Here is a 24,711-nt window from a genome sequence, read left to right on the forward strand (position 1 = left end):
CCTCACCCCTCGTCGACCCATTCCTCGCGGAGCAGGCCGTACTGGACCATGTCGCGGTGGGCGCCGTCGACGAACATGAACTTCCGGCGCCGTCCCTCCTCCGTGAAGCCGAGCGACTCCAGCAGCCCCCGGGAGGCGTCGTTGTGGTCGAACGCGCCCGCGCCGACGGCGGGCTTGTCGTACGACCGGAACACGTAGTCGATCGCGAGGCCGACCGCTTCCGTCCCGTAGCCCTGGCCGTGGACCGCCGGGACCAGCCAGTACCCCAGTTCCGGTCGGCGGTAGTCGACGCATTCGACGCTCACGGCGCCGATGGGGCGAGTGTCGTCCTCGTCGGCCCGGCCGGGACCCGCGTCCTCGCCGTCGAGACAGACGAGCAAGCGGTCGGTCCCCGCCTCCTCCTCCGAGACGTCGATCGCTTCCCGGTTCCGGAGTCGCGCCCCGAGGGGGTAGCGGATCGCTGGGTTCGCGCCGGCCCGCTGGAGGAAGGGCACGTCCTCCGCCTCGACGGTCCGGAGCGTGACGCGGTCGCCGCTGGAGACGCGTGCGCCTGGCATGGGGCCACGGTTCCGCCGGTGCGGTATCTGTCTTCCGGTCGGCCGAAGAGATCCGGTTCGCGGCCGCGGCGGAGCGGCGCGTGGAAGGCCCGACCGGGTGTCGCGCGGTCCGCCCCGACCGACCGTCAATCGCGCGCCGCGTCGACCGACCGGTGTGCCGCCGGACGGAGTCGGAGCCGCTCGGTCCCGACCACCTCGACGACGTACCCCTCGTACCGGAAGGTGACTCGACAGCCGCCGTCGTCACCGCTGGCGAGGATGGCGTCGAGCGCGTCGGGGTCGACCGTCTCCCCGATGTAGTCGAGCGAATCGAGGGGCGTGTCCGTCAGCGCGGCGACGGTCCTGATCACGGCGACACTCGGCGAGTCGGCGTCGACCGAGTCCAGTTCGACCTCGTACGCCTCGGTAGCGTCGGCGTCGGTCTGGTGGTTCATGGGTGGTGTCAGTGGCGACATCGTCCGCGCGCGACCGACGTTAGTACCCAGTGACTCACAGGTAAGTATCTGGCACCAACGTGATTAGGTAGGCGGGGCGGTGCCGTTCGGCGGCGTCCGCCGGTCGCGTTCCCGTCGCGCGGAGAGAGAAATCCTTTTGGCCGATTCGGCCACAGTGTCGGGTATGGACTGGCCGCACGACCCCGACGGGGACGAGGGCAGCGAGGGGCGCCGCAAGTACGGGCAGGCGGTGCTCGCCAAGAAGATCGACGAGGGCGAGGACTTCCCGCTCTCGCAGTCGGAGTTCGTCTCGGAGCACGGCGACGAGCCGATCCGGATCGACTACGAGACCGTCGTCAGCGTCTCGGAGATCTTCGAACACGTCGACCAGGCGGAGTTCGAGGACTTCCCCGACTTCCACAAGGCCGTCGGCGCGGGGCTGCGCGAGGCCGACTACTGGCCCTACCGGCTCGAACACGCCTGAGGCGGGATCGGCCTCCGCGTCACCCGGTCGGCCGCGAGCGGCCGGCGAGCGGTGGCCGTGACCGGTGTCTTTTCCCGAGCGCCGCGAGTACCCGGTTCCATGTCCGGGGACGGGGACGCGCCGAGCGACCGGCTGCGCGATCGGGCCGACCAGAGCCGGTGGAAACTGTGGGCCTTCCTCGAGGCCGACCGCTGGCTCGTCGCCGGCATCCTCGTCGCCTTCGTCTTCCTCGTGCTGGTCGGCGCGGGCTATCTCTACCCGACGACGGAGAACGCCATCCGGTCCAGCGACTCAGTCGACACGCTGTTCCAGGGCTTTCTCACCGCGACGATCACCGGCGTCACGCTCGTGTTGACGCTCAACCAGCTCGTCCTCTCCCAGGAACTGGGCGCCGTCAAGGACCAGCGCGAGCGCATGGAGGGGGCCATGGCGTTCCGCGAGGACGTGGCCGAGGTCATCGAAGCGGCGGTCAGCCCCTCGCGCCCGGCGCAGTTCCTCCGCGCGCTGGTGCAGGTGTCGGGCGACCGCGCCGAGGACCTGCGCGAGGCGGTCCCCGACTCGGACGACGGCGACCTCGCCTCGGAGGTCGCGGACCTGACCGACAGCCTCGTCGGCAACGCCGAGCGGGTCGCCTCGGGGCTCGACGACGCCCGGTTCGGCGAGTTCGACGTGATCTCCTCGGCGCTGAACTTCAACTACTCCTGGAAGATCTTCACCGCGCGGCGCATCCGCGAGCAGTACGGCGACGACCTCGACGAGGAGGGAACCGAGGCGCTCGACCGACTGATCGAGGTGCTGCAGCTGTTCGGGCCGGCCCGCGAGCACTTCAAGACGCTGTACTTCCAGTGGGAGCTGATCAACCTCTCGCGACAGATCCTGGCGGCGTCGGTCCCGGCGCTACTCGTCTCGGCGGTCATGATAATCTTCTTCAACGACGCCACCTACAGCGTGACCGTCTTCGGCGTCGAGACGCTGGCGCTCGTCATGGCGGTCGCCGCGACCGTCGCCGTCGTCCCGTTCCTCATCCTGCTCGCGTACGTCATGCGGATCGCGACGGTGACCCAGCACACGCTGTCGATCGGCCCGTTCATCCTCCGTGAGACCGACGACGTGACCGAAGTGGAGTGGAACCGGGACTCCTGACCCGCGGCGCTCGATCTCCGGACCCGCGACTCCCGACCCGCTGGGCCGACGGTCGACCGGGAGCGATTGCAGGCTCCGCCCTTTTGCCCGGGCCGTCCGACGGGACGGTATGGCCGGCGATCCGGACGCCTGGGAGTACGAGACCCTCGAACCGCCCAGAGGCGAGACCAAGAAGGAGGCCACGGACCCGAAGGCCCAGCTGAACGACCTGGGGAGCGAGGGGTGGGAGTTCGTCGAGACGATCGACTACGTCGGCGGCGGGACGAAACTGCTCGTCTTCAAGCGCCCGGCCGACCGGTCATGAGCGGTGCGACGGACTCGACCGGGGAGGACGACGGCTCCGAACCGGACCCCGCGGAGTCGGACACCGACATCGACGCGTCGGCCGACACCGAGATCTCGACCGCGGACACGATGCGCGAGCGCGCCGACGAGAGCCGCCTCAAACTGTGGCTGCTGCTGAAGGCGAACCGCCTCCACGTCACGGGGGTGCTCGCGGTCGCCGTCTTCGTCACCTTCGTGGCGGTCGGGAGCGGCGTCGACGGCTTCGTCGCGACGCTCCAGAGCGGCGACACGAAGGGGGCGCTGTTCTCGACGATGCTCGGGGCGATCATCACCGGGACGACGCTGGTCGTGACGATCAGCCAGCTCGTCATCTCCCAGGAGAACGGGCCGCTGGGCGACCAGCACCGGCGGATGAGCAACACGATGGACTTCCGCGACTACGTGGGCGACATGTACGACGAGCCGGTGCCGGTCGACCCCTCGGCGTTCCTGCGCGAGCACGTGAACGCGGTCCAGCGCCGGGCGAAGGCGCTCCGGGACGCCGTCGCCGGCAGCGACGACGACGCCCTGCGAACCGAGGTCGACGAGTTCACCGACAGCGTGACGGGCAACGCCGACGCGGTCCGCGACCAGCTCGACGGCGCGACCTTCGGCACGTTCGACGTGCTGTTCGCCGCGCTGAACTTCAACTACGCCTGGAAGATCTTCCAGGTCGAACGCATCGGCTCGGACCACGAAGCGGCGATCGACGACGAGATCGAGGGCCGGCTCACCGACCTCCGGACGACCCTGACGATGTTCGGGCCGGCCCGCGAGCACGTCAAGACGCTGTACTTCCAGTGGGCGCTCGTCGACCTCTCGCAGTACATCCTCTACGTCTCGGTCCCCGCGCTGGTCGTCACCGGCTCGCTGCTCTCGTTCGTCGGGAGCGGACCGATCCCCGGGACGACCCTCGGCGTCGAGAACGTCCTCTGGGTCGTCGGCGCCGGGTTCACCGCCTCGCTCGTCCCCTTCCTCTTGCTCGTCGTCTACATCGCCCGGATCGCGGTCGTCGCCAAGCGGACCCTCGCGATCGGCCCGCTCATCCTCCGGGGCTCCCAGCGGTAGCGGCGCCCGCGCCGGCCCGGCCCGCCCCGCGCTCCGCTCGGCGGGCCAGTCAGTCGATCCGGTCCGTGACGCGGATATCGACGCCGCCGTCGCCCCAGATGCTCACGGCCACGTCCGTCAGTCGGATCTGGACGGACACGTCCACGTCCGCGTCGTCCCTGAACAGCGAGTCGAGGGCGTCGCGCTCGATGTGGTCGTAGAGCCGGAACTCCTCGCCGCTCATCGACACGCTCTCGTGGGCGACGACCGCCTCGCGGACGGCCTCGCTCAGCGGCACGTTCTCCTCCTCGGGGTAGTACGTCCGGCGCTCGGCGTTCGGGTCCATCCTCGTAGTCACCGACGGACGTTAGCCCCATCGCGCTATTCCAGTGGTGCTTGATTTCGAAGGCGACCACGGGCGGTGCCGAGAGACGATGCTCACCGATTCGAATATCGAAGGATGCTCCGTCTGGGATTTGAACCCAGGTCATCGGCTCGAAAGGCCGAAATGATTGGCCGGACTACACCAACGGAGCCCACGACGCGTCCGCGTCGTACTCGGGAGATTGAACTCGGGGTATAAAAACTCGTCTCTCTCCGGTCGGTGTGGTGGTGGCTGTCGCACGGTCGGGCGGGGGCTGTGGGGGTTTATCCGAGTCGGCCGAATCGATTCGCGACGGTTCCGGCGGGTCGGGAACGCGCTCGACGGTATATGGGTGAGAGGCGTCCAGTGTCGGATGTCGATGACCAGTTTCGATCCATCCAGACGGCAGGTGTTACGGGTCACGGGAGCGGCCCTCGCCGGCGGTGCGGTCGCCGGCTGTTCGGCCGCTCCGGGCGAGTCGTCGGACGCCGGCGGCGACGGTGGCGACGGTGGGAGCGACGGCGAGAGCAGCGGGTCCGACGGGACGGCCACGTCGTCTGGCGACGGCGGGTCGAGCGGCGAGTGGACGCAGGCGAGCACGGTCGAGATGACCGACCAGCTCGCCTACGCGCCCAAGCGGATCGAAGTGTCGGCTGGGACGACGGTGACCTTCGAGAACGTCGGCAACGTCGGCCACACCGTCACGGCCTACGAGGAGGAGATCCCCGACGGCGCGACGTACTTCGCGTCGGGTGACTTCGAGTCACAGCAGGCCGCCTCCGACGCCTACAGCTCCGAGCAGGCGGGCAACGTCCCCGCGGGCGAATCGTACGAACACACGTTCGAGACGACGGGCACGTACGAGTACTACTGCATCCCCCACGAGCTGAACGGGATGGTCGGCTACGTCAAGGTGGTCTAACTATGAGCAACGACGCCAACGACACCGGCGACGCCGAGGCACTGGTCGAGGAACACGAACAGCGCATCAACGACCTGGTCGCCGACGTGGACGACCCCGCGGAGCTCGGCGACGACGAGGACGACGGGTTCTCGATGCAACTGGCGGGGCTGGAGCTGGACCGGCGGGACTTCATGAAGGCCGGCGCCGCGGCGGGCGTGGCGGGCGCGGCCGGCGCGTTCGCGGGCTGTCAGACGGCGCTGCCGGAGGGCAAGACCCCCAGCGACAGCGGCGGTGGCGGCGGTGGCGGCGGCTCGCAGGGCGCGTCGGCGAGCCACGGCCACTTCGTCCCGCCGGGCGAGAAAGACGAGTACTACGGCTTCTGGTCGGGCGGCCACTCCGGGGAGATCCGCGTCATCGGCATCCCGTCGATGCGCGAACTCCAGCGCATCCCCGTGTTCAACACCGAGCCCGCGCGCGGGTACGGCTACGACGACGAGTCCTCGGAGATGCTCGAACAGGCCGGCGACTACACCTGGGGCGACAACCACCACCCGAACCTCTCGGAGACCGACGGCGACTACGACGGCGAGTACCTCTACGTCAACGACAAGGCCAACGGCCGCATCGCCCGTGTCAACCTCAAGTACTTCGAGACGGACGCCATCGTCGACGTGCCGAACGTCCAGTGTATCCACGGCACGTCGGTCCTCTCGCCGGACACGAAGTACGTCCTCGGCAACGGGGAGTTCCGCGCGCCCCTCCCGAACGACGGCCGCGACGTGAACGACCCCGAGGAGTACACGGCGCTGTTCTCCGCCGTCGACCCCGAGTCGATGGAGACGGCCTGGCAGGTGAAAGTCGACGGCAACCTCGACATCGTCGACACCGGCAAGGAGGGCCGCTGGGCCATCTCCTCGTGTTACAACAGCGAGGAGGCCACGGAGATCCAGGGGATGACCCGCGACGACCGCGACTACGCGAAGGTCTTCGACATCCCCGCCATCGAACAGGCCGTCGAGGACGGGAACTACGAGGAGGTCAACGGCGTCCCCGTCGTCGACGGCACCCGCGAGAGCGACCTCAACTCGGGCGACGAGCCGATCGTCCGCTACGTCTCGACGCCCAAGTCGCCCCACTGCGTCGAGGTCGGCCCCGACGGCAAGTACGCCTTCATCGCCGGCAAGCTCTCGCCGACGGTGACGATGCTCGACCTCGATATGATCGGCGAGGTCGACGACCCGACCGAGGCGGTGGCGGGTCGGCCGAAGGTCGGCCTGGGGCCGCTGCACACGACCTTCGACGGCAACGGCCACGCCTACACGAGCCTGTTCATCGACTCGCAGGTCGCCAAGTGGGACATCGAGGAAGCGGCCAACGCCGAACTGGGCTCGTCCGACCCGGTCATCGAGAAGCAGGACGTCCACTACAACCCCGGGCACATCCAGGCGCTGGAGGCGATGACGACCGACCCCGACGGGGAGTGGCTCGTCTCGCTGAACAAGCTCTCGAAGGACCGGTTCCTGCCGGTCGGGCCGATCCACCCGGACAACGACCAGCTCATCCACATCGGCGACGGCGAGAAGGAGATGGAGATCGTCGCCGACCACCCGGCGTACCCCGAGCCCCACGACTGCGTGTTCGCCCACCGGGACAAGATCAACCCGGCCACGACCTGGGACAAGGCCGACTACGAGGGCGAGAAGCCGTTCGTCACGGCGGAGAACTCCGGCGTCGAGCGGACGGGCGACAGTTCGGTCCACGTCAAGGCCTCCTCGAAGCGCTCGGAGTACGGCATGTACGACTTCACCGTCCAGGAGGGCGACGAGGTCCGCATGACGGTGACGAACGTCGAGGGCGTCCGCGACATCATCCACGGCGTCGCCATCCCGGAACACGACGTGAACCTCGCCGTCGCGCCCCAGGACACCCGCGAGGTCACCTTCACGGCCGACGATCCGGGCGTCTACTGGATCTACTGTACGTACTTCTGCAGCGCCCTGCACCTGGAGATGCGCTCGCGGATGATCGTCGAACCGAGCGAGTGAGCGCCTGAACCGCGCGACCGACCCCGAATCGAGCGAACAGCTCCGAACCGAGCGAGAACCGACCCGAGCCGCCCGGGTTTCACCGCCCGGCGGCTTCTCCGAGTCCGACGCGCATCGCTCGCGAACCACCCGCGACCCACAAAACGACCCACGATAACGCGGTGACACCCATGAACTACGAACCACCCGACCTCCGCGAGTTCACCGAGCTGCGACGCGGCCTGCCCGTCGTCGCGGCGGTCATGCTCGTGGTCGCACCGGTCCTGCCGATGTGGCACATCGCGGTCGACGCGGTGCAGTACCCGGACACGACGCTGCACCTGCACCTGCACGCCTACCCGTTCATCGGCGGTGACTACGAGGAGATGGCGGCGCTGAACCACTACATCGGGTTCTACTACCCGGACCCGGGGCTCTGGCAGCCCAACTACGACCCCCACCCCTACGCCGTCGACGTGCCCGAGTGGTCGCTCGGTCCCTTCGCGTTCGCCGCCGTCGCGGCCGCGGGGCTGTTCGTCGCGTTCGCCCCCGACACCGACCGGCTGAAGAGGGGGTTGACCTACCAGCTCGTCGGGTCGATCACCGTGCTGACGGTGATGCTGGCGGACATCCAGTACCGACTCTACCAGGCCGGACACAACCTCGACCCGGACGCCCCGGTCATGGGCGTCGACGGGTTCACGCCGCCGCTGTGGGGTAGCTACGAGGTGGCGAACATCACCAGCCGCTCGCGGTTCGGCGCGGGCGCCTACCTCACCGGCCTCGCCATCGGCCTGCTCGTCGTGGCGTTCTACTACCGCGACACCCCGACGACGTTCGGCGACCTCCCCGACCGGGTCTCCGGCCGGATCGACGGCGCCCGCGAGTGGCTCGACGAAAACACCGTCGGCGACGACGAGTGGGAGGAGGGTGACGACCAGCGGAGCCGTGACGAACGAGACCGCGACGACCGTTCCGGCCCGGGTCCCAGCGGAGGTGACTGACGTGCGAGGACCGTCCGCGGACACGGCGCTGGTAGCCGTCGCGGCCGCGCTCCTGGTCGCGGCCGCCGGGACGGTCGTCGCCGTCCCGACCGACGCTGCCCCGACCGGCGACGACATCGCGTTCGACGCGGGCGTCCCCGAGAGCTACGACTTCGAGGCGACCGATCGCCCCGGCGTCGCGACCGTCGACGGCGAGGAGTTCGAGGCGCTCGGCCCGGCGCTGGACGCGGCCGAACCCGGCGACACCGTCGAACTCCGCGGCCGGTTCGACCCCGAGGCGACGGTCGTCGTCGAGACGCCGAACGTGACGATCCGCGGGGCCGCTGTCGGTCCCGACGACCACGGCTCGATGCCGGTCGTCGACGGCGCCGGCGAGGGCGACGTGCTCGCGCTGAACGTCTCGGGGGTCACGCTCGACGGCGTGTGGGTCAGAAACTCCGGCTACGCGACCGAGGACAACGACGCCGCCGTGTGGGTCGACGGCGCGGGTGTCACCGTGCGCGACAGCCGGATCACGGACACGACCTTCGGGATCTGGGTCGACGGCGTCGCCGACGCCCGGGTCGTCGACAACACGATCGTCGGCCGCGACGAGATCAGCTCGCGGACCGACCGCGGCAACGGCATCCAGCTCTACGAGACCGCCGACGCCTCCGTCGTGGACAACCGGATCACCGACGCCCGCGACGGGATCTACTACTCGTGGGCCGACGGCGTCACCGCCCGCAACAACACGCTGTGGGACCTGCGCTACGGCGTCCACTACATGTACTCCAACGACTGCCGGCTGGTGAACAACACCGCCGTCGACAACGACGCCGGCTACGCGCTGATGCTCTCGGAGGGCCTGGAGATCCTGAACAACACCGCCGTGAACAACACCGGCCAGAGCGGCCACGGTATCCTGCTGAAGAGCATCGACCACACCACGGTCAGGAACAACCACGTCGTCGGCAACGAGAACGGCCTGTTCGTCTACAACTCGCTGGACAACGAGATCGCCCGCAACCTCGTCGCCGGCAACGGCGCGGGCGTCCACCTCTCGGCAGGGAGCGTCCGCGAGTCGGTCCACCACAACACCTTCGCCCGCAACCGCGTGCAGGTGCGGGCCGACGTGGGCGAGCAGGTCGCCTGGAACGAATCGGCCGGCAACTACTGGGCCGGCGCCGGCGCCCGCGACGTGGATGGCGACGGCGTGAGCGAGACGAGATACCGCCCGGCCGGGATGGTCCAGCACCTCACCGGCGAACATCCGAAGGCGAGCGCGTTCACCGGTAGCCCGGCCTTCGAGGTCGTCCGCCTCGCCGAACGGACGCTGCCGGTGGTCAAGGCGCCCGGCGTTGTCGACCACAGGCCGCTCGCCGAGCCGCCCCACGACTGGAGGGACTACTATGATCGAAGCCACTGAGGTACGGAAGCGGTACGGCACCGTCGACGCGCTGGACGGCGTCTCGCTGTCCGTCCCGTCGGGCGCATCGCTCGGTCTCGTCGGCACGAACGGCGCCGGCAAGACCACCCTGTTCCGCCTGCTCGTCGGCCACGAGGCGCCCGACGCGGGGTCGGTCCGCGTGGCGGGCATCGACCCGACCGACGGCACTCGCGTCCGCGAGCGGGTCGGCTACCTGCCCGAGGACGCGGGCTTCCAGCCGGCGCTGACCGGCGAGGAGGTGCTCGGGTTCTACGCCGACATGCGCGGCGTCGAGGCACCGCGGGTCGACACGCTGCTGTCGGTCGTCGGCCTCCCCGACGCGGGCGACCGCCCCGTTGGCGGCTACTCCAACGGGATGAACCGCCGGCTCGGCCTCGCGGTGGCGTTGCTGGGCGACCCCGACGTGCTCCTGCTGGACGAGCCGACCGCCGGGCTCGACCCCGCGGGCGTCGACGCGTTCAACCGCGTCGTCGAACGCGTCCGCGAGGAACGGGACGTGACGGTCGTCCTCAGTACGCACGTCCTCAGCGAGGTCGAGGCGCTCTGCGACCGCGTCGCCGTCCTCGACGACGGGGCCCTCCGGACGGTCGGCACCGTCGAGGAAGTGACCCGCGCGGCCGGCGACGAGGTGACCGTCACCGCCGAGTACGGGGACGGCGACGCGCTCGCCGCGGCCACGGAGTCGGTCCAAGCGGCGCTCGCGGGCCGGAACTCGGACCCGGATGTCTCCGCGGGAGAGCTGACGCTCGAACTCGCGGTCGACTCGGCCGCGGTGACCGACGCGCTCGGAGCCGTCGTCGAGACCGACCCCGAGTCGGTGCGGGTCGACGAGCCCGACCTGGAGACGGCTGTCCGCGAGGCGGTCGCACCGGGAGGTGCGGACCGATGACTGGCGACGAGAGCGGACGCGACGACCCCCGGCCGGACGACGAGTCCGCTCGTGCCGACGGGGGCGCCACTGCACACGCGACGCCGGCCGCGAACGAGACGCGCTCCGGCGACCGCGCGCGGCAGGTGCTCGGCGTCGCCCGCCGGGAGTACTGCGTGCTCTCCCGGGCCCGGTGGACGTACGGGCTGGCGGCGCTGTTCGGCGCGTTCTCGCTGGCCGTCGTCGGCCTGACGGGGACCGCGACCGGTCCGAGCGGCGCCGGCGCGCTGCTGGTGACCCTCGCGGAGCTGTCGGTGTATCTCGTCCCGCTGGCGGCGCTCGCGCTCGGCTACGGGACCGTCGTCGGCGCCGACGAGCGCGGGACGCTCGAACTGCTCATGTCCGTCCCGCTCGGCCGCACCGAGCTGCTGGTCGGCAAGTACCTCGGCCGCGCGGCGACGCTGGCGGTCGGCACGGCCCTCGGGCTCGGCGCGGGGGCGGTCGTCGTCCTCGTCCGGTTCGGCCCGGCGGTCCTGCCGGCGTACCTGCACTACCTGCTGACCGCCGTCGCCGTCGGCGCCGCCTTCCTCGCGCTGGGCGTCTGCGTCTCCGCGGCGACGACCGAGAAGGCCCGCGCGCTCGGCGCCGCGCTGCTCGCGTGGGTCTGGTTCGTCCTCGTCTACGACCTGGCCGCGCTGGGCGTCGTCGTCGCGCTCGACCCGCCGGGCTGGCTCCTCTCGGCGCTCGTCGTCGCCAACCCCGCCGACGTGCTCAGGCTGGTCGTCCTCTCGCTGGTTCCGACCAGCGGCGGCGGCGTCGGCGCCGCCCTCGCGACGACCGCCGTCCCGACGGCCGCGCTCCTCGTCGGGCTCGCGCTGTGGGTCGTCGCGCCGCTCGCCGTCGGCGGACGGCTGCTCGCACGACGGGCGTGAACGGGCGTTGCTCACCCGATTTGGACGCCGTCGCCGGTTCGTCGGCGGTTCGTCGGCGGTCGAGCGCGAGCGAAAACGAGCGGCCGGGGATCGATGCCCACCGATCCGGCCGGGTCGGGGTAGTTCGCGGGGTCGCGATCCGGTTACGGGACCGGGAACGGTTCGCGGGGTCGCGGTCGGTCCGCTGACCGACGGTCGGTGCGGCTACGCTCTCACTCGAAGCGCTCGACGGCCTCGGCGTAGCGGTCGGAGGGCTCCGCCCAGTCGACGACCTCGAAGAAGTTGTCGACGAAGTCGCCGCGGGCCGGCCCGTAGTCGTAGTAGTAGGAGTGCTCCCACACGTCCAGCGCGAGGATCGGGTGGCCGCCCCAGATCGCGCCCTGGTCGTGCTCGTCGACGACGACGTTGCGCAGGCGCTCGCTGAAGCTGTCGTAGACCAGCAGCGCCCAGCCCGACGCGTCCGAGGCGGCGGCCTCGAACTCTGCCTTCCAGGCCTCGTAGGAGCCGAAGTCGTCCTCGATGCGCTCGCGGAGGTCGCCCTCCGGTTCCGCCCCGCCCTCGGGGCTCATGTTCTGCCAGAACAGCGAGTGCAGGATGTGGCCCGAGGAGTTGTGCGTGACCGACCGGATGGCCGACGCCGAGCCGTCGGTGTCGCCCTCCTTGCGGTTCTCCGCGAGGGTGTCCTCGGCGGCGTTCCAGCCGTCGACGTAGCCCTGGTGGTGGGTGTCGTGGTGCCAGGTGAGCACCTGTTCGCTGACGTGCGGTTCCAGCGCGTCGTAGTCGTACGGCAGCGGGTCGAGTTCGTAGTTCGACATGCAACAGAGGGCAAGGGCGCAACCGACTTGAGGCTAATCTGAAACCGATTTCCGTTGGCTATCCGAGCGGTCCGCGCGTCGACAGGACGGGGCCGATATCGCGTCGGTTCCCGGCACGGCGCGCCGCGACCGGAACGGTTTCCTCGCCGGTGGCGACAGGCAACGTATCCACAGATGTCTCCGGGAGAGGACTACCCGTCGGTGCGGTTGCACGACGTGGCCGAGCTGGCCGACCCCGACTGGACCGACACCGGCGACGAACTGCGGCGCGTCCCCAGCGAGGTCGCGGCGAACGTCAACGTGGCCGCCCGCGAGCGGGTCCGCCACCCCGCGGGGAGCGAGATACGGTTCGTCCCTCGGGGCACCGAGACCGTTCGGCTGACGCTCTCGGCGGCCGCGGAGACGGTCGCCCGCCCGTTCTGGGGGAGCTTCCAGGGCGAGGAGGTGCTGGAACTCGGCCCCGAACCCGCGGCGTTCGAGCTGTCGGTCCCAGAGCCGCTGACCGACCTGAGCCCCGACGCCGCGGTCGAAGCCGCGAGCGCGTTCGACCCGTGGGTCTGCCGGCTCCGGTTCGAACCCTGGGCGCCGGTGGCCCTCCACGACGTGACCGGGGAGTGCCGACCGCCCGAGAGCGCGGAGACGCCGGACCGCCGATATCTCGCCTACGGCACCTCGATCACGGAGGGTGCGGCGGCGTCGGCGACGCACCTGAACTACGTCTCGCGCGTGGCGCGGGACCTCGACCTCGACCCGATAAACCTCGGGATGTCGGGGGCGGCCTACTGCGAGCCAGCGGTCGCCGACTACATCGCCCAGCGCGACGACTGGGACGTGGCGACGCTCGCGCTGTCGGTCAACATGGCCAACCGCGGGTTCACCGTCGAACAGTTCCGCGAGCGCGCCGAGTACCTCGTCGAGACGGTCGCGGGCGCGAACCCCGACCGACCAGTCGTCTGCGCGACGCTGTTCCCCTACCACGCCGACCTCCGGGAGAGCGGGGACAGGGAGCGGGCGCGTGCCTACCGCGAGGCGCTCGAATCCGTCGTCGCGGAGTGCGACTCGGGGAACGTCTCCGTCGTCGACGGCCGCGAACTGTCGCCCGCCGACGGGCTGACGACGGATCTGCTCCACCCCGGCGACGCCGGGATGGAGTCCATCGCCGACGGACTCGGGGCGCGAGTGAGCGACGCGCTCGACGGCTGACCCCGATTCGCAGGTCCATCGAGCCCCGTTCAGTGCGGATCCTAGCCGAGCGACGAGAGATTATTCTCCGGTAATTGTGATGGTAAATGTCTCGACAGCCGATCTGTCGTCAGATCTACTGTCGGCAACGGCTTCGACTCCATACGCGTATTCACCCGGCTCCGCGTGGTCACCTATCTGAATCGGGAGCGCTCCCGACACGGATCGGGCTGGAGACCAGGCCCACTGAGGTGGATACGAATCCGAGACACTCGCCGGATTCGGCGACCAGTCGGCGTTTCGAAATCGGAACGCGATGAACTGCGGATCGGGAGGCCTGACCGTCAGTCCGGCAACGTCACTCGCTTCGAGCGTCAGCGATGATTCGTCCGCGAACGAGAGCGTCGGTTCGGTCCCTTCGATCTCCGGTGACCAAGTGTCCGTACCGGCATTCCGCCGTCCACCGTTTAGACAGCCGGTGAGACCCGCCAAAATCCCGGAAGAACTCGTCGTGAGAAATCGACGCCGTTCCATGGGGGCTACGTTCTCTGCCGACCACAAAAGCGACCGGAACCGTCAACCGGACGATTGAACGATGTGCGGGACCCGTCACCTCCCGTTCACCGTATCGACTGCTGTTGCCGGGAGAGAACGGCGCGCTTTTGCCGCCGAGACGAGTCCGCCCGTCCATGTACGAGGTCGAGGTCAAGGTCCGAGCGGACCACGGAGCCGTCGAGTCGGCGCTCGACGCCGCGGACGCGGAGTTCGTCGGCAGCGTCGTCCAGGCGGACACCTACTACGACGCGCCCCACCGGGACTTCGCCGAGACCGACGAGGCGCTGCGGATTCGGCGGGAGCGCGACCCGGAGTCGGGCGGCGACGCCGACACCCGCTCCGCCGAGACGACGAAGATCACCTACAAGGGACCGCTGCTGGAGGCCGAGTCCAAATCCCGCGAGGAACACGAGACGACCGTCGCCGACGCCGAGGCGGTAGTGGGAATCTTCGACGGGCTGGGCTTCGAACCGGCCGCCACGGTTCGAAAGGAACGAGCGCACTACCGCCTCGACGGCTACACGGTGACGCTCGACAGCGTCGACGGCCTCGGGGAGTTCGTCGAAGTCGAGACCGAGACCGAAGACGACGACATCGAGGCCGCACGCGAGGGCGCCCGCGCCGTCCTCGACGACCTGGGGCTGGACCCCACCAAGCAGATCCGCACCTCCTACCTCGGCCTGCTGCTCGACGGCGACAGCGACGATGATGCGAGCGAGTAATGAGAATCGGCGTTTCGGTTTCCGCAAGTTATACGAGTGGGGGTGTCCAACGCGGAGACAATGACGAACAGGAACGTTAGCGTCCAGCCGGCGGCCGGGCGGGCCGTCGAGGACCAGGAAGTGGAGATCGTCGAGCGGAAGGGCCTGGGCCACCCCGACTCGATCTGCGACGGCATCGCCGAGACCGTCTCCCAGGCGCTCGCACAGACCTACCTCGACCGCGTCGGGAAGGTGCTGCACTACAACACCGACGAGACCCAGCTCGTCGCGGGCAACGCCGCGCCGGCCTTTGGCGGCGGCGAGGTGCAGGAACCCATCTACCTGCTCATCGTCGGCCGCGCGACCAAGGAGTACGAGGGGACGAAGATCCCCGCCGAGACCATCGCGCTGGAGGCCGCCCGCGACTACCTTCGGGCGAACTTCCCGCAGCTCGACGTGGGGACGGACGTGATCGTCGACGTGCGCCTCGGCGAGGGCAGCGGCGACCTGCAGGAGGTCTTCGGCGAGGAGGGCTCCGTTCCGATGGCCAACGACACGAGCTACGGCGTCGGCCACGCGCCGCTCAGCGAGACCGAGCGGATCGTCCTGAACGTCGAGCGCCGACTCAACGGCGAGTACAGCGACGACCACCCCGCGGTCGGCCAGGACATCAAGGTCATGGGCAAGCGCGAGGGCGACCACATCGACGTGACCGTCGCCGCGGCGGCGGTCGACGCCCACGTCGGCGGCCTGGACGAGTACCGCGAGGTCGTCGCGGGCGTCCGCGAGTTCGTCGGCGAGGTCGCCGGCGAGTACACCGACCGCGAGGTGACGGTCCACGTCAACACCGCCGACGACTACGACGAGGGGGCCATCTACCTCACGACGACCGGCACGTCCGCCGAGCAGGGCGACGACGGGTCGGTCGGGCGGGGCAACCGCGCCAACGGGCTCATCACGCCCAATCGGCCGATGAGCATGGAGGCCACCAGCGGGAAGAACCCCGTCAACCACATCGGGAAGATCTACAACCTCCTCTCGACGGAGATCGCCCAGTCCGTCGTCGCGGAGGTCGACGGGATCCGACAGCTCCAGATCCGCCTGCTGAGCCAGATCGGGAGCCCCATCGACGAGCCCCACGTCGCCGACGCGACGCTGATCACCGAGGACGGCGTCTCCGTCGCCGACATCGAGGACGAGGTCGCCGCCGCCATCGACGAGGAACTCGCGAACGTGACCGACGTCACCCGGCGGGTCATCGACGGCGAGCTCTCGACGTTCTGAGCGGCCGCCGTACGAAGCCTTTCTATATTCGGGGTCGTCAACGGGTAGCCATGCACCCGCCGGGCGCAGACGTGGTCGTGGTCCGCCACGGCGAGATCGGGACCAAGAGCGAACACGTGGGCACGAAGATGGAGCGGCGACTCCGCGAGAACCTCGCCGCCGTCCTCGACGACCGCGGCGTCGACGCCGAGATCGAACAGCGCCGCTTCCGCCTGCGCCTCCACACCGACGACCCCGAGGCCGCGACCGCCGCGGCCGCCGACACCTTCGGCGTCGTCTCGGCGAGCCCGGCCGTCCGCGTCGAACCGACCCTGGAAGCCATCCGCGGGGCTCTCGCCGACGCCGCCCGCGAGGGGTACGACGGCGGGACCTTCGCCGTCTCCGCGCGGCGGGCCGGCGAGCGGTCGGCCCACCCGTTCTCCAGCACGGACATCGAACGTGAGGGCGGCAGCGCCGTCTGGGACGCCGCCGAGGCGGCAGGGGTCGATCCGGAAGTCGACCTCGACGACCCCGACGTGGAGCTGTTCGTCGACTGCCGCGAGGACGACGCGCTGGTCTTCTTGGAGAAGCGGTCGGGACCGGGCGGGCTCCCGCTCGGGACCCAGGACCCCGTAGTCGCGCTGATGAGCGGTGGGATCGACTCGCCGGTCGCGGCGTGGGAGCTGATGAAACGCGGCGCGCCCGTGGTCCCGCTGTACGTCGACCTGGGCGACTACGGCGGCGTCGACCACCAGGCACGGGCGGTCTCGACGACGGAGACGCTCGCCCGGTACGCCCCCGACCGCGACATGCGGCTCCGGATCGCCCCCGCCGGTGACGCGGTGGCCGACATCGCCGAGACCGTCGACGTGGGACGGATGCTCGTCCTCCGGCGGTTCATGTTCCGCGTCGCCGCCGCAGTCGCCGAGGACCACGGCGCGGTCGGTATCGTCACCGGCGAGGCCGTCGGCCAGAAGTCCAGCCAGACGACCGCCAACCTCGCGGTCACGAGCGCCGCGGTCGACCTGCCGGTCTTCCGGCCGCTGCTGACCGTCGACAAGACGGATATCACGGCGCGGGCCGACGAGATCGGCACCTTCGGCGAGTCGACGATCCCGGCCGGCTGCGAGCGGCTCGCGCCCGACTATCCGGAGACGAGAGGTCGCCTCGGCGCGATCGAGGAACGGGAGCCCGACGGCCTGGCGGAGCGAGCGCGCGCGGTGGCCGACCGGCTCGAAGTCGCCGACGGCGGTGACGGCACTGCCGAGGACCCCGCGGAAGGCGAAACCGCTTAGGGGCGCCCGCCTCTCCGGGTCACCATGACGCGGGTGTGCCTGGTCGGGTCCGACGACGTGAACCTCCGCTACGAGCTGCTCTCCCGGGAGACGGCTCGCGACGCCCTGGCCACCTACGACCTGCGGGAACCGTTCGAGAACTCGGTGGGACTGGAGACCGTGAGCCTCGGCGCCGCGGTCGCGCTGCTGAACGACCTCAACTGGTACCTCGTCCGGTTCGCCGACGAGGCGATGGTGCTCGAACCGAGCGTCAGCGAGACCGAGTGGCTCTCCCGCGACCTCGCGGCCGCGGTCCGCGACGACGCCGTCGACCCCGACGAGGTCGCCCGCTTCTGCAAGATCTACGGCCTCGAACCCGTGAGCGCCGACGACGGCGCCGACCGCGACGGCGAAGATGGCGACCCCGGTCCCGACGGCGACTCGGAGACCGGAGCCGACGGAGAGCCCGGGGGCGGGGTCGGCGGCGACCCCGCCGACCGGAAGCGGCTCGTCGAGCCGATGTACGTCACGCGGACGGGCGGAGACGTCCCCGACTACGACCTCCGGGACGTCGAGGAGACGGTCGTCGAGCGCGTGACGGAATCGGAGTTCGGCGCCTGAGGCCGTCGTCGTCGACCGCCTGCGAGCGGCCGGGCCGTGCCGCCAGCAGATTTATGCGACAGCCTGGCACACACCGCTAGTGTGTCATCGTCCCGATCGGTCGCCGGGGTCGTGCTGGTGCTCGTGCTCGCGGTCGCGAGCGTCGTCCCGGGACCGGTCGGTGGCGTTCGAGCGAGCGCCGACCGCCACGACGCGCCGTGGGCGGTCGGGCCGGGGCTCGCGGACCCGGTGGCGGACAACGAGACCGCGCCGGCGGTCGTCCAGAACGTGACCTATCGGCAGGCGCCGAACGCGTCGGGGACGATCCTGGCGACCCAGCGCTACCGGGTCCGGGAGAACGTCTCGGCGCTGGTCGTCTACAACTACACCCGGGGGGACGTGGTCAACGCGACCGGGTTCGCGGCCCGGCCGAACGGCCGCTGGACCTGGGACGGCAACACGACCGACCCGTCGGTGAGCCTCCGGGTCGCGGTCAACCGGTCGAGCCGGCAGTTCGGTGGCCTCCGCTGGGTCGACACCGGCGACTGGGCGCTCGCGAACCCTCGGACCGACTTCGCCTACCGCGATGCGGGGCACGACCGGTGGGTCTACTCCTGGCAGGCCAACGCCCGGATCGACCGGCGGACCCGCGTCGGGGCCGACCAGCGCGGGTTCGCCGGCCCGTCGATCGTCTACCTCGGCGGGTTCGAGGCGTCGACGACCGACGCGACCGGCCAGCGGATCAGGCTCGTCCGCCCGGCGAGCGCCGAGCTGGCCGACGAGCCGGAGCGCGTGCTCCGGGTGCTGTCGGTCGCCTCCGACCAGCTCCGCGTCGGCGCCCGCGACTCGGTGGTCAACGCCTTCGCGGGACCGCGGCCGCTGCGCCACGGCGGGACCGCCGCGCTCGGCGAGGGCGACCGTCAGGACTTCTGGGTGTCGGCCGGCTCCGACGCGGGCACGCCGCCCAACACCTGGATCCACGAGTACGTCCACACCCGCCAGTCGTTCGTCCTCGGCCCGGAGATGACGTGGTTCCGCGAGGCGAGCGCGAGCTACTACGCCGCCGTCGTCTCGGTCCGGGTCCCCCCGAACCGCCCCGGCGAGTTCGAGCGACTCCGGGCGACGCTCGGGGACGAGCGCGGCGCGAACGCGACGCTCACCGACCGCTCGTCGTGGTCGACGACGTACGTCCCCTACGCGAAGGGCGGACGCGTCCTCGCGGCGCTCGACGGGCGCATTCGGAACGCGACCGACGGCAACCGGTCGCTCCAGGCAGTGTTCCGCCGGCTGAACCGCCACGACGGGCTGGTCACCTACGACGCCTTCGCCTCGGTCGTCGCGAACGTCAGCGGCGAGTCCCACCGCGAGTGGCTCGACGACCACGTCCGCGGCGGCGCGCCGGTCTCACCACCGGAGTCGCCCTACGCCTACACCGTTCCCGGCGGCGACTTCGACGCCGACGGCGACGGGCTGTCCGCCGCCGCCGAACGCGCCAACGGGACCCATCCCTTCGCCGCGGACACCGACGCCGACGGCGTCGACGACGGCACCGAACTCCGCCTCGGGACCGACCCGACCGACCCGTACTCGACGCCCGTCGTCGCGGACGACACTGAGAACGCGACGGTCGGGAGCGCCCCCGTCGGGAACGCGACCGCCGCCGCGGCGGACGACGCGGGTAGCCGCGCGACGCCGTAGCGCAGCGACGGCGGTGTCTCGCCGGAGTCCCGGCGGACGGCGGCGGGCCGGAACGGCGCTTTCAAGGTGCAGTCGGCCCGCCCTTCGAGTATGACCACAGTCGCCCTGCTCGTCCGGCCCGCCGAGCCCGGCACCGTCCTCGAACACCTCGTCGACAGCGGGGCGGCGACCGCCGAGGAGGCGGCCGACCTCTACGCGGCGATGGCCCGCGACGTGGCCGTCGCCGTCCGCGCCAGCGGGGCCGAACTGCTCGTCAACTACCGGCCCGTCGAGGCCGACGACCCGACCGAACCCGCCGAGGACGAGGCGTCGCTGGAGGCGGTGCGCTCGCTGCTCGCGCCCGCGTTCGACGACCCCGACGCACCCCGCTACGAGGTGCAGGTCGGCTCGTCGCTGTCGGCCCGCGTCGGCAACACGGTCACCCACCTGCTCGACCGCGAGGGCGTCCAGAGCGCCGCGGTCGCCCGGCCGTCGGCCGCGATGCTCCAGCGCCGGCTGGTCGACAGCGCCGCGATGAAGCTCCGCCAGTCCGAAGTCGTCCTCGGGCCGGCGACGGACGGCCGCGTCTCCTACGCCGCCTTCACCGAACCCGTCGACTTCGAGAACGCCTTCGCACAGCCGGCCGTCGAGACGCTGACCGACCGCGGCCGCGACGCCGGCCTCGACGTGGACTACCTGGAAATGCTCCCCGTGGCCGAGACCCCCGGCGGCTTCGCGACGCTGGTCTCGCAGTTGCGGGCCCGCCGGCGGGCCGACCTGTGGGTGCCGCCCCACACCGCCGCGGTCGTCGAGGACCTCGGCCTGGTCGCGTCGGCCGACGAAGACGGGCTCTCAGTCTCGCGGGACTGACCGACAACCCTTAGGGTGGACGGGGAGAATCATCGGATGCGGTGGGATAGCGAAGTGGCCTAACGCGACTGCCTTGAGAGCAGTTGTCCTCACGGACTCCGGGGTTCGAATCCCCGTCCCACCGTGTTCTCCCGTGTACTCCCCGGGCGACGAGCGACCGCTTCGACATCGCCCGGCCGACTCGATCGCCGCGTGAGCCACTCCTGAGTCGAATTACGATTCGACTATCGACGAAATGGCGGTGGAAAAAAGACGAGTTATGAGGGAGGAGCACACCGGTGGAGATAGCGACCACGTACCAATGTCAGAGAGATACGACCTCGTCATCGTCGGCGGCGGTATCAGTGGGGCATCGCTCCTGTACGCGACGGCGAAGTTCACCGATATCGACTCCATCGCACTGGTCGAGAAGGAGTCGGACGTCGCGGCGATCAACTCACACCGGACGAACAACTCCCAGACGCTGCACTTTGGCGACATCGAGACCAACTACACGCTGGAGAAGGCCCGCGAGGTCAAGGAGGGCGCGGAACTGCTGGCGGGCTACCTCGAACACCACGACTCCGACCGGGAGATGCACTCGAAGCGCTCCAAGATGGTCCTCGGGGTGGGCGAGGAGGAGGTCGCCCAGCTGGACCGCCGCTACGGCGAGGAGGGCTTCGGCGACCTGTTCCCGAAGCTCCGGCCCATCGACCGCGAGGAGATCGCCGACCTCGAACCGAAGGTCGTCGAGGGACGGGACCCCGACGTGGCGATGCGCGCGCTCCAGACGCCGGACGGCTACGTCGTCGACTACGGCCAGACGACGAAGTCGTTCGTCGACCGCGCCGCCGAGGAGGCCAGCGTCGACGTCTACACCGGTACCGAGGTCACGAGCGTCGAACCGACGCGTGAGGGATACGAGATTTCGACGTCGAACGGCGGCTTCGAGTGCGAGGCGGCCGTCGTCGCCGCCGGCTCCCACAGCCTCCAGATCGCCAAGGAACTCGGCTACGGGCAGGACAAGGTGCTGCTGCCGGTCGCGGGGAGTTTCTTCCTCGCCGACGACCTGCTGAACGGGAAGGTCTACACCCTCCAGATGAAGAAGCTCCCGTTCGCCGCGGTCCACGGCGACGCGGACGTACACGACGGGTCGATCACGCGGTTCGGCCCGACGGCCAAACTCGTGCCGACGCTCGAACGCGGCCGGATCTCGACGGTCTCGGACTTCCTCGACGTGTTCGGGCTGAACGCCGCGGCGTTTCTCAGCTACGCGAACATCCTCTCCGACAAGGTGCTCCTGCCGTACGTCCTCCGGAACCTCGTCTACGACCTCCCGGAGGTCGGCCCGCGGCAGTTCCTCCCGCACGTCCAGAAGGTCGTCCCGAGCGTCGAACTCGACGACATCGAGCGCGCGGAGGGCTACGGCGGCGTCCGCCCGCAGATCGTCGACACGAGCGAGCGCTCGCTCGACATGGGCGAGGCGAAGATCGTCGGCAAGGACATCATCTTCAACATCACCCCCTCGCCGGGCGCCTCGACCTGCCTGAAGAACGCGATGCGGGACGCCCGGACCGTCGTCGACTTCCTCGACGGCGACTACGCGTTCGACGAGGAGGCGTTCCGCGCCGAGACCATCGGCCACTTCCCGACCGCCGACACCGGCGGTCCGTCGGTCGACGCCGAGAGCGCCGCCGGAGTCGCCGCCGACGACGACTGAGCGCGACCGCTACTCCTCGCTCTCCCGCAACTCCCGGATCGCGTCCTCCTGTTCCTTCCGGGCGATGCCGCCGCTCTCGGCGTGTCGCCCCGTGTACTGCGTGTCGGGGATCGCCGACCAGACGGAGCCGCCGTCACCGTCGGTCGCCCGGCGGAACCAGACCGCACAGACGGCGAGGTAGGCGACGACGGCGAACGCGAGACTCGGCACGTACGCGCTCTCGGCGAGTCCGAGCCCCTCGACGGCGATGTCGAGCAGGGCCGCGGTGCCGGTGACGAACGCGCCCCCGACCAGGAAGAACACGACGGCGATCCGGACCCATCGAGGGACCGAGAGGTCGACGGTTCGCGGCATGGCCGGCGCTTCGCGGCCGCGCGGAAAAGGTCTTCTGGCCGCCCGGTCGATGGCGTTCAGTTCGATGTGCAAACCCACTTTTTCCAGCGGAGAGTTCCTCGCGCGCCGGGGGCGCGCTGCGGGAATCCTCCGCTGCAAAAACTTGGGGAAAAAGGCCGGACGACGCGCTCGCTCCGCTCGCTTGCGTCCGGTGAACCGCCTCGCTCCCGACGGTCGCTCGGCGGATGCTGGCGTGATACCTACACCACCTACACTGAGCATCCGCGCGCCGCAGGCGCGCGGTTCACTGGACGCGAGCGAACGGAGTGAACGAGTCGTCCGGCCAGTGTCGTGAGAGTAGCGAACGACACCTCGTCAGAGCTTGCTCTGACGGCGTTTTCACCCATGTTTTTGCCGCCCGGGTTCCCCGCAGGCGCGCCACGCGCGCCGAGGAAACCCGGGTGGGAAAAAGATGGTTTCAGAACTGGTAGCGGCGGTCGTCGGGGTCGCCGGTGCCCGTCTGGGGCAGGTCCGCGCCGCCGGCCATCTCCTCGAAGGTCATGCCCGAGAGGTACTCGTCGTAGGTCACGTCGTACTCGGTGCGGAGGTGGAAGTCCAGGTTCCCGGTCTCGACGGCGGACTGGAACAGCATGTGGACCCCGCGGCGGACGAGTTCGTCGGGGTCGTCGGTGTCCAGGGCGGCCAGCAGCATGGCGAGTTCGTTGCGGGTCTCGCGGTCGGTGTCGACCGAGAGGACCTCGTCGAGGTCGCTGTACTCGCCCTGCACGTCGTCCTGCAGATCGTCGAGGCTCATACGCACTCAGAGGGAAGGCCCTCGCAAACACCTTACGCTCCGGGGAGGAGACCAGCGGGCGACGGGGAGGGGCGACCGACGGGATCAGGTGTACACCTCGACGGCGTCGGGGCGGACCACGAAGGTGCGGTCCCACAGGTCGACGGCGAGGGTGAACTCGCCGTCGGCGTCGCTGCGTCGGTGGTGCGAGAGGAGCCTGTCGAGGGCGTCGGCGTCTATCCGGTCGTGCAACTGCTCGACCTCGTCGAGGTCGAGGTGGGCGCGACGGGCGGCCCTGAACAGCGCGTCGGTCGCGTCCTCGTCGGCGTCGATACCGACGCGTGCGACGGGCGGCTCGTCCGGGACCCGAGTCGATGGCGTCATGCTCGGGTCGGAGGGCGCCACACACCTAAACCGGGGTCGTCGCTAGCTCCATTTAACCCGATTTAACTCGGTTCAAACCGCGTGCGGGGAGCGGGACCGCCGGGACAGGGTAGGACAGTCGGGAACAGCGGTGGGACCGTCGCAACGACCGGATCAGTCGTCGAGCGCGCGCCGAACGGTGCCGACGGCCTCGCGGAGGGCGTCGGTCGCGCGGTCCTGGGGGAGTTCGTACTCGATGACCAGCGGCGCGGTCAGGTCGGCGTGGCCCTCGAGCAGGTCGACGAACGAGGCCACGTCGAGTCGGCCCGCGCCGGGTACGTCCTCGATCTCGGCGTCGGAGGTGTCCTTGAGGTGGCAGGCGACGATCCGGTCGCCCAAGTCGCGGACGACCTCGTCGGGGCGCACGTCCTCGACGAGGAAGTGGCCGGTGTCGATACAGAGGCCCAGGCGCTCGTGGTCGTAGCGGTCGAGGACGCCGCGGGCGTCGTCGACGGTCGAGAAGACCCGCGAGAGGTCGTCGTGGTGGACCGACGAGTAGTTGTGGATTCCCACGTCGAGGTCGAACGCCCCGGCCACTTCGATCAGTTCCTCGGTGATCGCGTCGGCGGCGGGCGGGTAGTTGACGGTGAGGTAGTCGGCGCCGAGGCGGTCGGCGAAGGCCGCGTGTTCGCGGGCCTCGTTCGGCGATTCGAGGTCGACGACGCCGTAGCCACAGACCGACACGTCCGCGGTGTCGACGGCGTCCAGTCCGGCGGCGACCGTCGCGTCGTCGTGGTCCGGCCCGAGGTGGTGACCCCACAGTTCGAGGTGCGTCACCTCGGTCTCGTCGAGTTCGGAGAGCAGATCGCCGAGCGAGAAGTCACGAAACACGACGCTCTGGACGCCGATATCGTAGTCGCGAGACATGGGACCGAGGAGGCGTGACACCGGCAAAAACGTTCCGCCGAGGGAGAGACGGACCGAGACCGGTGAAACTGGAGAAACAGTCGACGCTCCCGGCGCCGACGCGGCGCGGGCTTCCGCGAGACGACGTTTTATCCCCGCCGTCGCC

General features: G+C 70.1%; 27 protein-coding genes and 2 tRNA genes. 19 read left to right on the forward strand and 10 right to left on the reverse strand.

All coding sequences use genetic code 11. The annotated features are described in order from the left end of the window. Positions 1–2: 2 nt before the first annotated feature. Both HZS54_RS21415 and HZS54_RS21420 read right to left on the reverse strand, forming a co-directional pair. Positions 3–557, reverse strand: a complete 555-nt coding sequence (locus HZS54_RS21415) for a GNAT family N-acetyltransferase (RefSeq protein ID WP_179919135.1) — start codon at positions 555–557, stop codon at positions 3–5. A 125-nt stretch (positions 558–682) separates the two neighbouring features. Continuing rightward, positions 683–991, reverse strand: a complete 309-nt coding sequence (locus HZS54_RS21420) for a HalOD1 output domain-containing protein (RefSeq protein WP_179919136.1) — start codon at positions 989–991, stop codon at positions 683–685. Between the two features lie 184 nt (positions 992–1,175). Here HZS54_RS21420 and HZS54_RS21425 point away from each other — a divergent pair, with 184 nt between their 5' ends. From HZS54_RS21425 to HZS54_RS21440, 4 genes are all read left to right on the forward strand, one after another. Continuing rightward, positions 1,176–1,475 carry a DUF5785 family protein gene (locus tag HZS54_RS21425; protein WP_179919137.1) on the forward strand — a complete coding sequence of 100 codons (300 nt, stop codon included), beginning with the start codon at positions 1,176–1,178 and terminating at the stop codon, positions 1,473–1,475. A gap of 99 nt (positions 1,476–1,574) precedes the next feature. Then, positions 1,575–2,618: a DUF7972 family membrane protein gene (locus HZS54_RS21430; protein WP_179919138.1), complete on the forward strand. Its 1,044-nt coding sequence runs from the start codon at positions 1,575–1,577 to the stop codon at positions 2,616–2,618. 109 nt (positions 2,619–2,727) lie between these two features. Beyond that, positions 2,728–2,922, forward strand: coding sequence for a Sp36 family protein (gene sp36 / locus HZS54_RS21435; protein WP_179919139.1), 195 nt, complete (start codon positions 2,728–2,730; stop codon positions 2,920–2,922). After that, on the forward strand, positions 2,919–4,010 hold the full coding sequence (locus HZS54_RS21440) for a DUF7972 family membrane protein (RefSeq protein ID WP_179919140.1): 1,092 nt from the start codon (positions 2,919–2,921) through the stop codon (positions 4,008–4,010). Before sp36 ends, HZS54_RS21440 begins: the two co-directional genes overlap by 4 nt. Before the next feature lie 49 nt (positions 4,011–4,059). Here the strand turns inward: HZS54_RS21440 and HZS54_RS21445 are convergent, their stop codons facing one another. Continuing rightward, positions 4,060–4,335 (reverse strand): HalOD1 output domain-containing protein, encoded by a 276-nt coding sequence (locus HZS54_RS21445; protein WP_179919141.1) that lies wholly within the window; start codon positions 4,333–4,335, stop codon positions 4,060–4,062. A gap of 115 nt (positions 4,336–4,450) precedes the next feature. Continuing rightward, a tRNA-Glu gene (locus HZS54_RS21450) sits at positions 4,451–4,525 on the reverse strand. Between the two features lie 207 nt (positions 4,526–4,732). Between HZS54_RS21450 and HZS54_RS21455 the strand changes: the two genes are divergently transcribed. From HZS54_RS21455 to HZS54_RS21480, 6 genes are all read left to right on the forward strand, one after another. Continuing rightward, a complete protein-coding gene (locus HZS54_RS21455) occupies positions 4,733–5,275 on the forward strand; it encodes a plastocyanin/azurin family copper-binding protein (protein ID WP_179919142.1) in 543 nt (180 codons plus the stop codon). Between the two features lie 2 nt (positions 5,276–5,277). After that, complete coding sequence (nosZ, locus tag HZS54_RS21460) at positions 5,278–7,302, forward strand: TAT-dependent nitrous-oxide reductase (RefSeq protein WP_179919143.1); 2,025 nt, start codon at positions 5,278–5,280, stop codon at positions 7,300–7,302. A gap of 170 nt (positions 7,303–7,472) precedes the next feature. After that, entirely contained in the window at positions 7,473–8,285 is an 813-nt protein-coding gene (locus HZS54_RS21465) for a hypothetical protein (protein ID WP_179919144.1), read from the forward strand. Position 8,286: 1 nt separating this feature from the next. Further along, a complete protein-coding gene (nosD, locus tag HZS54_RS21470; RefSeq protein ID WP_179919145.1) occupies positions 8,287–9,693 on the forward strand; it encodes a nitrous oxide reductase family maturation protein NosD in 1,407 nt (468 codons plus the stop codon). Further along, positions 9,677–10,603 carry an ABC transporter ATP-binding protein gene (locus tag HZS54_RS21475; RefSeq protein ID WP_179919146.1) on the forward strand — a complete coding sequence of 309 codons (927 nt, stop codon included), beginning with the start codon at positions 9,677–9,679 and terminating at the stop codon, positions 10,601–10,603. Before nosD ends, HZS54_RS21475 begins: the two co-directional genes overlap by 17 nt. Next, positions 10,600–11,514 carry an ABC transporter permease gene (locus tag HZS54_RS21480; RefSeq protein WP_179919147.1) on the forward strand — a complete coding sequence of 305 codons (915 nt, stop codon included), beginning with the start codon at positions 10,600–10,602 and terminating at the stop codon, positions 11,512–11,514. Before HZS54_RS21475 ends, HZS54_RS21480 begins: the two co-directional genes overlap by 4 nt. A gap of 212 nt (positions 11,515–11,726) precedes the next feature. Here the strand turns inward: HZS54_RS21480 and sod are convergent, their stop codons facing one another. Next, a complete protein-coding gene (sod, locus tag HZS54_RS21485) occupies positions 11,727–12,329 on the reverse strand; it encodes a superoxide dismutase (protein ID WP_179919148.1) in 603 nt (200 codons plus the stop codon). 174 nt (positions 12,330–12,503) lie between these two features. Here sod and HZS54_RS21490 point away from each other — a divergent pair, with 174 nt between their 5' ends. Next, complete coding sequence (locus HZS54_RS21490; RefSeq protein ID WP_179919149.1) at positions 12,504–13,532, forward strand: GDSL-type esterase/lipase family protein; 1,029 nt, start codon at positions 12,504–12,506, stop codon at positions 13,530–13,532. Between the two features lie 60 nt (positions 13,533–13,592). Here HZS54_RS21490 and HZS54_RS21495 read toward each other — a convergent pair whose 3' ends face one another. Continuing rightward, positions 13,593–14,045: a hypothetical protein gene (locus tag HZS54_RS21495; protein WP_179919150.1), complete on the reverse strand. Its 453-nt coding sequence runs from the start codon at positions 14,043–14,045 to the stop codon at positions 13,593–13,595. 155 nt (positions 14,046–14,200) lie between these two features. Between HZS54_RS21495 and cyaB the strand changes: the two genes are divergently transcribed. The 8 genes from cyaB (at position 14,201) to HZS54_RS21535 (ending at position 22,150) form a co-directional block, all read left to right on the forward strand. Beyond that, positions 14,201–14,788, forward strand: coding sequence for a class IV adenylate cyclase (gene cyaB, locus HZS54_RS21500; protein ID WP_179919151.1), 588 nt, complete (start codon positions 14,201–14,203; stop codon positions 14,786–14,788). Positions 14,789–14,848: 60 nt separating this feature from the next. Continuing rightward, positions 14,849–16,051: a methionine adenosyltransferase gene (locus tag HZS54_RS21505; protein WP_179919152.1), complete on the forward strand. Its 1,203-nt coding sequence runs from the start codon at positions 14,849–14,851 to the stop codon at positions 16,049–16,051. A gap of 50 nt (positions 16,052–16,101) precedes the next feature. After that, entirely contained in the window at positions 16,102–17,325 is a 1,224-nt protein-coding gene (locus HZS54_RS21510) for a tRNA sulfurtransferase (RefSeq protein ID WP_179919153.1), read from the forward strand. A gap of 24 nt (positions 17,326–17,349) precedes the next feature. Further along, the gene (locus tag HZS54_RS21515) at positions 17,350–17,925 is read left to right on the forward strand and encodes a DUF5804 family protein (protein ID WP_179919154.1); all 576 of its coding nucleotides are present in this window, start codon (positions 17,350–17,352) and stop codon (positions 17,923–17,925) included. An 81-nt stretch (positions 17,926–18,006) separates the two neighbouring features. After that, the gene (locus HZS54_RS21520; protein WP_179919155.1) at positions 18,007–19,602 is read left to right on the forward strand and encodes a hypothetical protein; all 1,596 of its coding nucleotides are present in this window, start codon (positions 18,007–18,009) and stop codon (positions 19,600–19,602) included. 90 nt (positions 19,603–19,692) lie between these two features. Beyond that, positions 19,693–20,451 (forward strand): glycosyltransferase family protein, encoded by a 759-nt coding sequence (locus tag HZS54_RS21525; protein WP_179919156.1) that lies wholly within the window; start codon positions 19,693–19,695, stop codon positions 20,449–20,451. Positions 20,452–20,491: 40 nt separating this feature from the next. Then, positions 20,492–20,575: transfer RNA gene (locus HZS54_RS21530), tRNA-Ser, on the forward strand. A gap of 177 nt (positions 20,576–20,752) precedes the next feature. Beyond that, complete coding sequence (locus tag HZS54_RS21535) at positions 20,753–22,150, forward strand: FAD-dependent oxidoreductase (RefSeq protein WP_179919157.1); 1,398 nt, start codon at positions 20,753–20,755, stop codon at positions 22,148–22,150. Between the two features lie 9 nt (positions 22,151–22,159). Here HZS54_RS21535 and HZS54_RS21540 read toward each other — a convergent pair whose 3' ends face one another. From HZS54_RS21540 to HZS54_RS21555, 4 genes are all read right to left on the reverse strand, one after another. Continuing rightward, positions 22,160–22,504, reverse strand: a complete 345-nt coding sequence (locus tag HZS54_RS21540) for a hypothetical protein (RefSeq protein WP_179919158.1) — start codon at positions 22,502–22,504, stop codon at positions 22,160–22,162. Positions 22,505–22,961: 457 nt separating this feature from the next. Then, the gene (locus tag HZS54_RS21545) at positions 22,962–23,297 is read right to left on the reverse strand and encodes a ribbon-helix-helix protein (protein WP_179919159.1); all 336 of its coding nucleotides are present in this window, start codon (positions 23,295–23,297) and stop codon (positions 22,962–22,964) included. 84 nt (positions 23,298–23,381) lie between these two features. Then, positions 23,382–23,660: a HalOD1 output domain-containing protein gene (locus HZS54_RS21550; RefSeq protein ID WP_179919160.1), complete on the reverse strand. Its 279-nt coding sequence runs from the start codon at positions 23,658–23,660 to the stop codon at positions 23,382–23,384. Between the two features lie 153 nt (positions 23,661–23,813). Next, complete coding sequence (locus HZS54_RS21555; RefSeq protein ID WP_179919161.1) at positions 23,814–24,566, reverse strand: sugar phosphate isomerase/epimerase family protein; 753 nt, start codon at positions 24,564–24,566, stop codon at positions 23,814–23,816. Positions 24,567–24,711: the final 145 nt, after the last annotated feature.

Origin of the sequence: Halosimplex pelagicum (assembly GCF_013415905.1) — an archaeon.
GTDB classification, from domain to species: Archaea; Halobacteriota; Halobacteria; order Halobacteriales; family Haloarculaceae; genus Halosimplex; species Halosimplex pelagicum.

Bases quoted from the DNA above. Each gene is read 5' to 3' on its own strand.
- nosZ (WP_179919143.1), top strand. From the start codon at position 5,278: ATGAGCAACGACGCCAACGACACCGGCGACGCCGAGGCACTGGTCGAG.
- HZS54_RS21510 (WP_179919153.1), top strand. From the start codon at position 16,102: ATGCACCCGCCGGGCGCAGACGTGGTCGTGGTCCGCCACGGCGAGATC.
- HZS54_RS21445 (WP_179919141.1), bottom strand. From the start codon at position 4,335: ATGGACCCGAACGCCGAGCGCCGGACGTACTACCCCGAGGAGGAGAAC.
- HZS54_RS21505 (WP_179919152.1), top strand. From the start codon at position 14,849: ATGACGAACAGGAACGTTAGCGTCCAGCCGGCGGCCGGGCGGGCCGTC.
- sp36 (WP_179919139.1), top strand. From the start codon at position 2,728: ATGGCCGGCGATCCGGACGCCTGGGAGTACGAGACCCTCGAACCGCCC.
- cyaB (WP_179919151.1), top strand. From the start codon at position 14,201: ATGTACGAGGTCGAGGTCAAGGTCCGAGCGGACCACGGAGCCGTCGAG.
- HZS54_RS21480 (WP_179919147.1), top strand. From the start codon at position 10,600: ATGACTGGCGACGAGAGCGGACGCGACGACCCCCGGCCGGACGACGAG.
- HZS54_RS21430 (WP_179919138.1), top strand. From the start codon at position 1,575: ATGTCCGGGGACGGGGACGCGCCGAGCGACCGGCTGCGCGATCGGGCC.
- HZS54_RS21475 (WP_179919146.1), top strand. From the start codon at position 9,677: ATGATCGAAGCCACTGAGGTACGGAAGCGGTACGGCACCGTCGACGCG.
- HZS54_RS21545 (WP_179919159.1), bottom strand. From the start codon at position 23,297: ATGAGCCTCGACGATCTGCAGGACGACGTGCAGGGCGAGTACAGCGAC.
- HZS54_RS21465 (WP_179919144.1), top strand. From the start codon at position 7,473: ATGAACTACGAACCACCCGACCTCCGCGAGTTCACCGAGCTGCGACGC.
- HZS54_RS21440 (WP_179919140.1), top strand. From the start codon at position 2,919: ATGAGCGGTGCGACGGACTCGACCGGGGAGGACGACGGCTCCGAACCG.
- HZS54_RS21425 (WP_179919137.1), top strand. From the start codon at position 1,176: ATGGACTGGCCGCACGACCCCGACGGGGACGAGGGCAGCGAGGGGCGC.
- HZS54_RS21515 (WP_179919154.1), top strand. From the start codon at position 17,350: ATGACGCGGGTGTGCCTGGTCGGGTCCGACGACGTGAACCTCCGCTAC.
- HZS54_RS21535 (WP_179919157.1), top strand. From the start codon at position 20,753: ATGTCAGAGAGATACGACCTCGTCATCGTCGGCGGCGGTATCAGTGGG.
- HZS54_RS21455 (WP_179919142.1), top strand. From the start codon at position 4,733: ATGACCAGTTTCGATCCATCCAGACGGCAGGTGTTACGGGTCACGGGA.
- HZS54_RS21550 (WP_179919160.1), bottom strand. From the start codon at position 23,660: ATGACGCCATCGACTCGGGTCCCGGACGAGCCGCCCGTCGCACGCGTC.
- HZS54_RS21420 (WP_179919136.1), bottom strand. From the start codon at position 991: ATGAACCACCAGACCGACGCCGACGCTACCGAGGCGTACGAGGTCGAA.
- HZS54_RS21415 (WP_179919135.1), bottom strand. From the start codon at position 557: ATGCCAGGCGCACGCGTCTCCAGCGGCGACCGCGTCACGCTCCGGACC.
- HZS54_RS21495 (WP_179919150.1), bottom strand. From the start codon at position 14,045: ATGGAACGGCGTCGATTTCTCACGACGAGTTCTTCCGGGATTTTGGCG.
- sod (WP_179919148.1), bottom strand. From the start codon at position 12,329: ATGTCGAACTACGAACTCGACCCGCTGCCGTACGACTACGACGCGCTG.
- HZS54_RS21540 (WP_179919158.1), bottom strand. From the start codon at position 22,504: ATGCCGCGAACCGTCGACCTCTCGGTCCCTCGATGGGTCCGGATCGCC.
- HZS54_RS21525 (WP_179919156.1), top strand. From the start codon at position 19,693: ATGACCACAGTCGCCCTGCTCGTCCGGCCCGCCGAGCCCGGCACCGTC.
- HZS54_RS21490 (WP_179919149.1), top strand. From the start codon at position 12,504: ATGTCTCCGGGAGAGGACTACCCGTCGGTGCGGTTGCACGACGTGGCC.
- HZS54_RS21555 (WP_179919161.1), bottom strand. From the start codon at position 24,566: ATGTCTCGCGACTACGATATCGGCGTCCAGAGCGTCGTGTTTCGTGAC.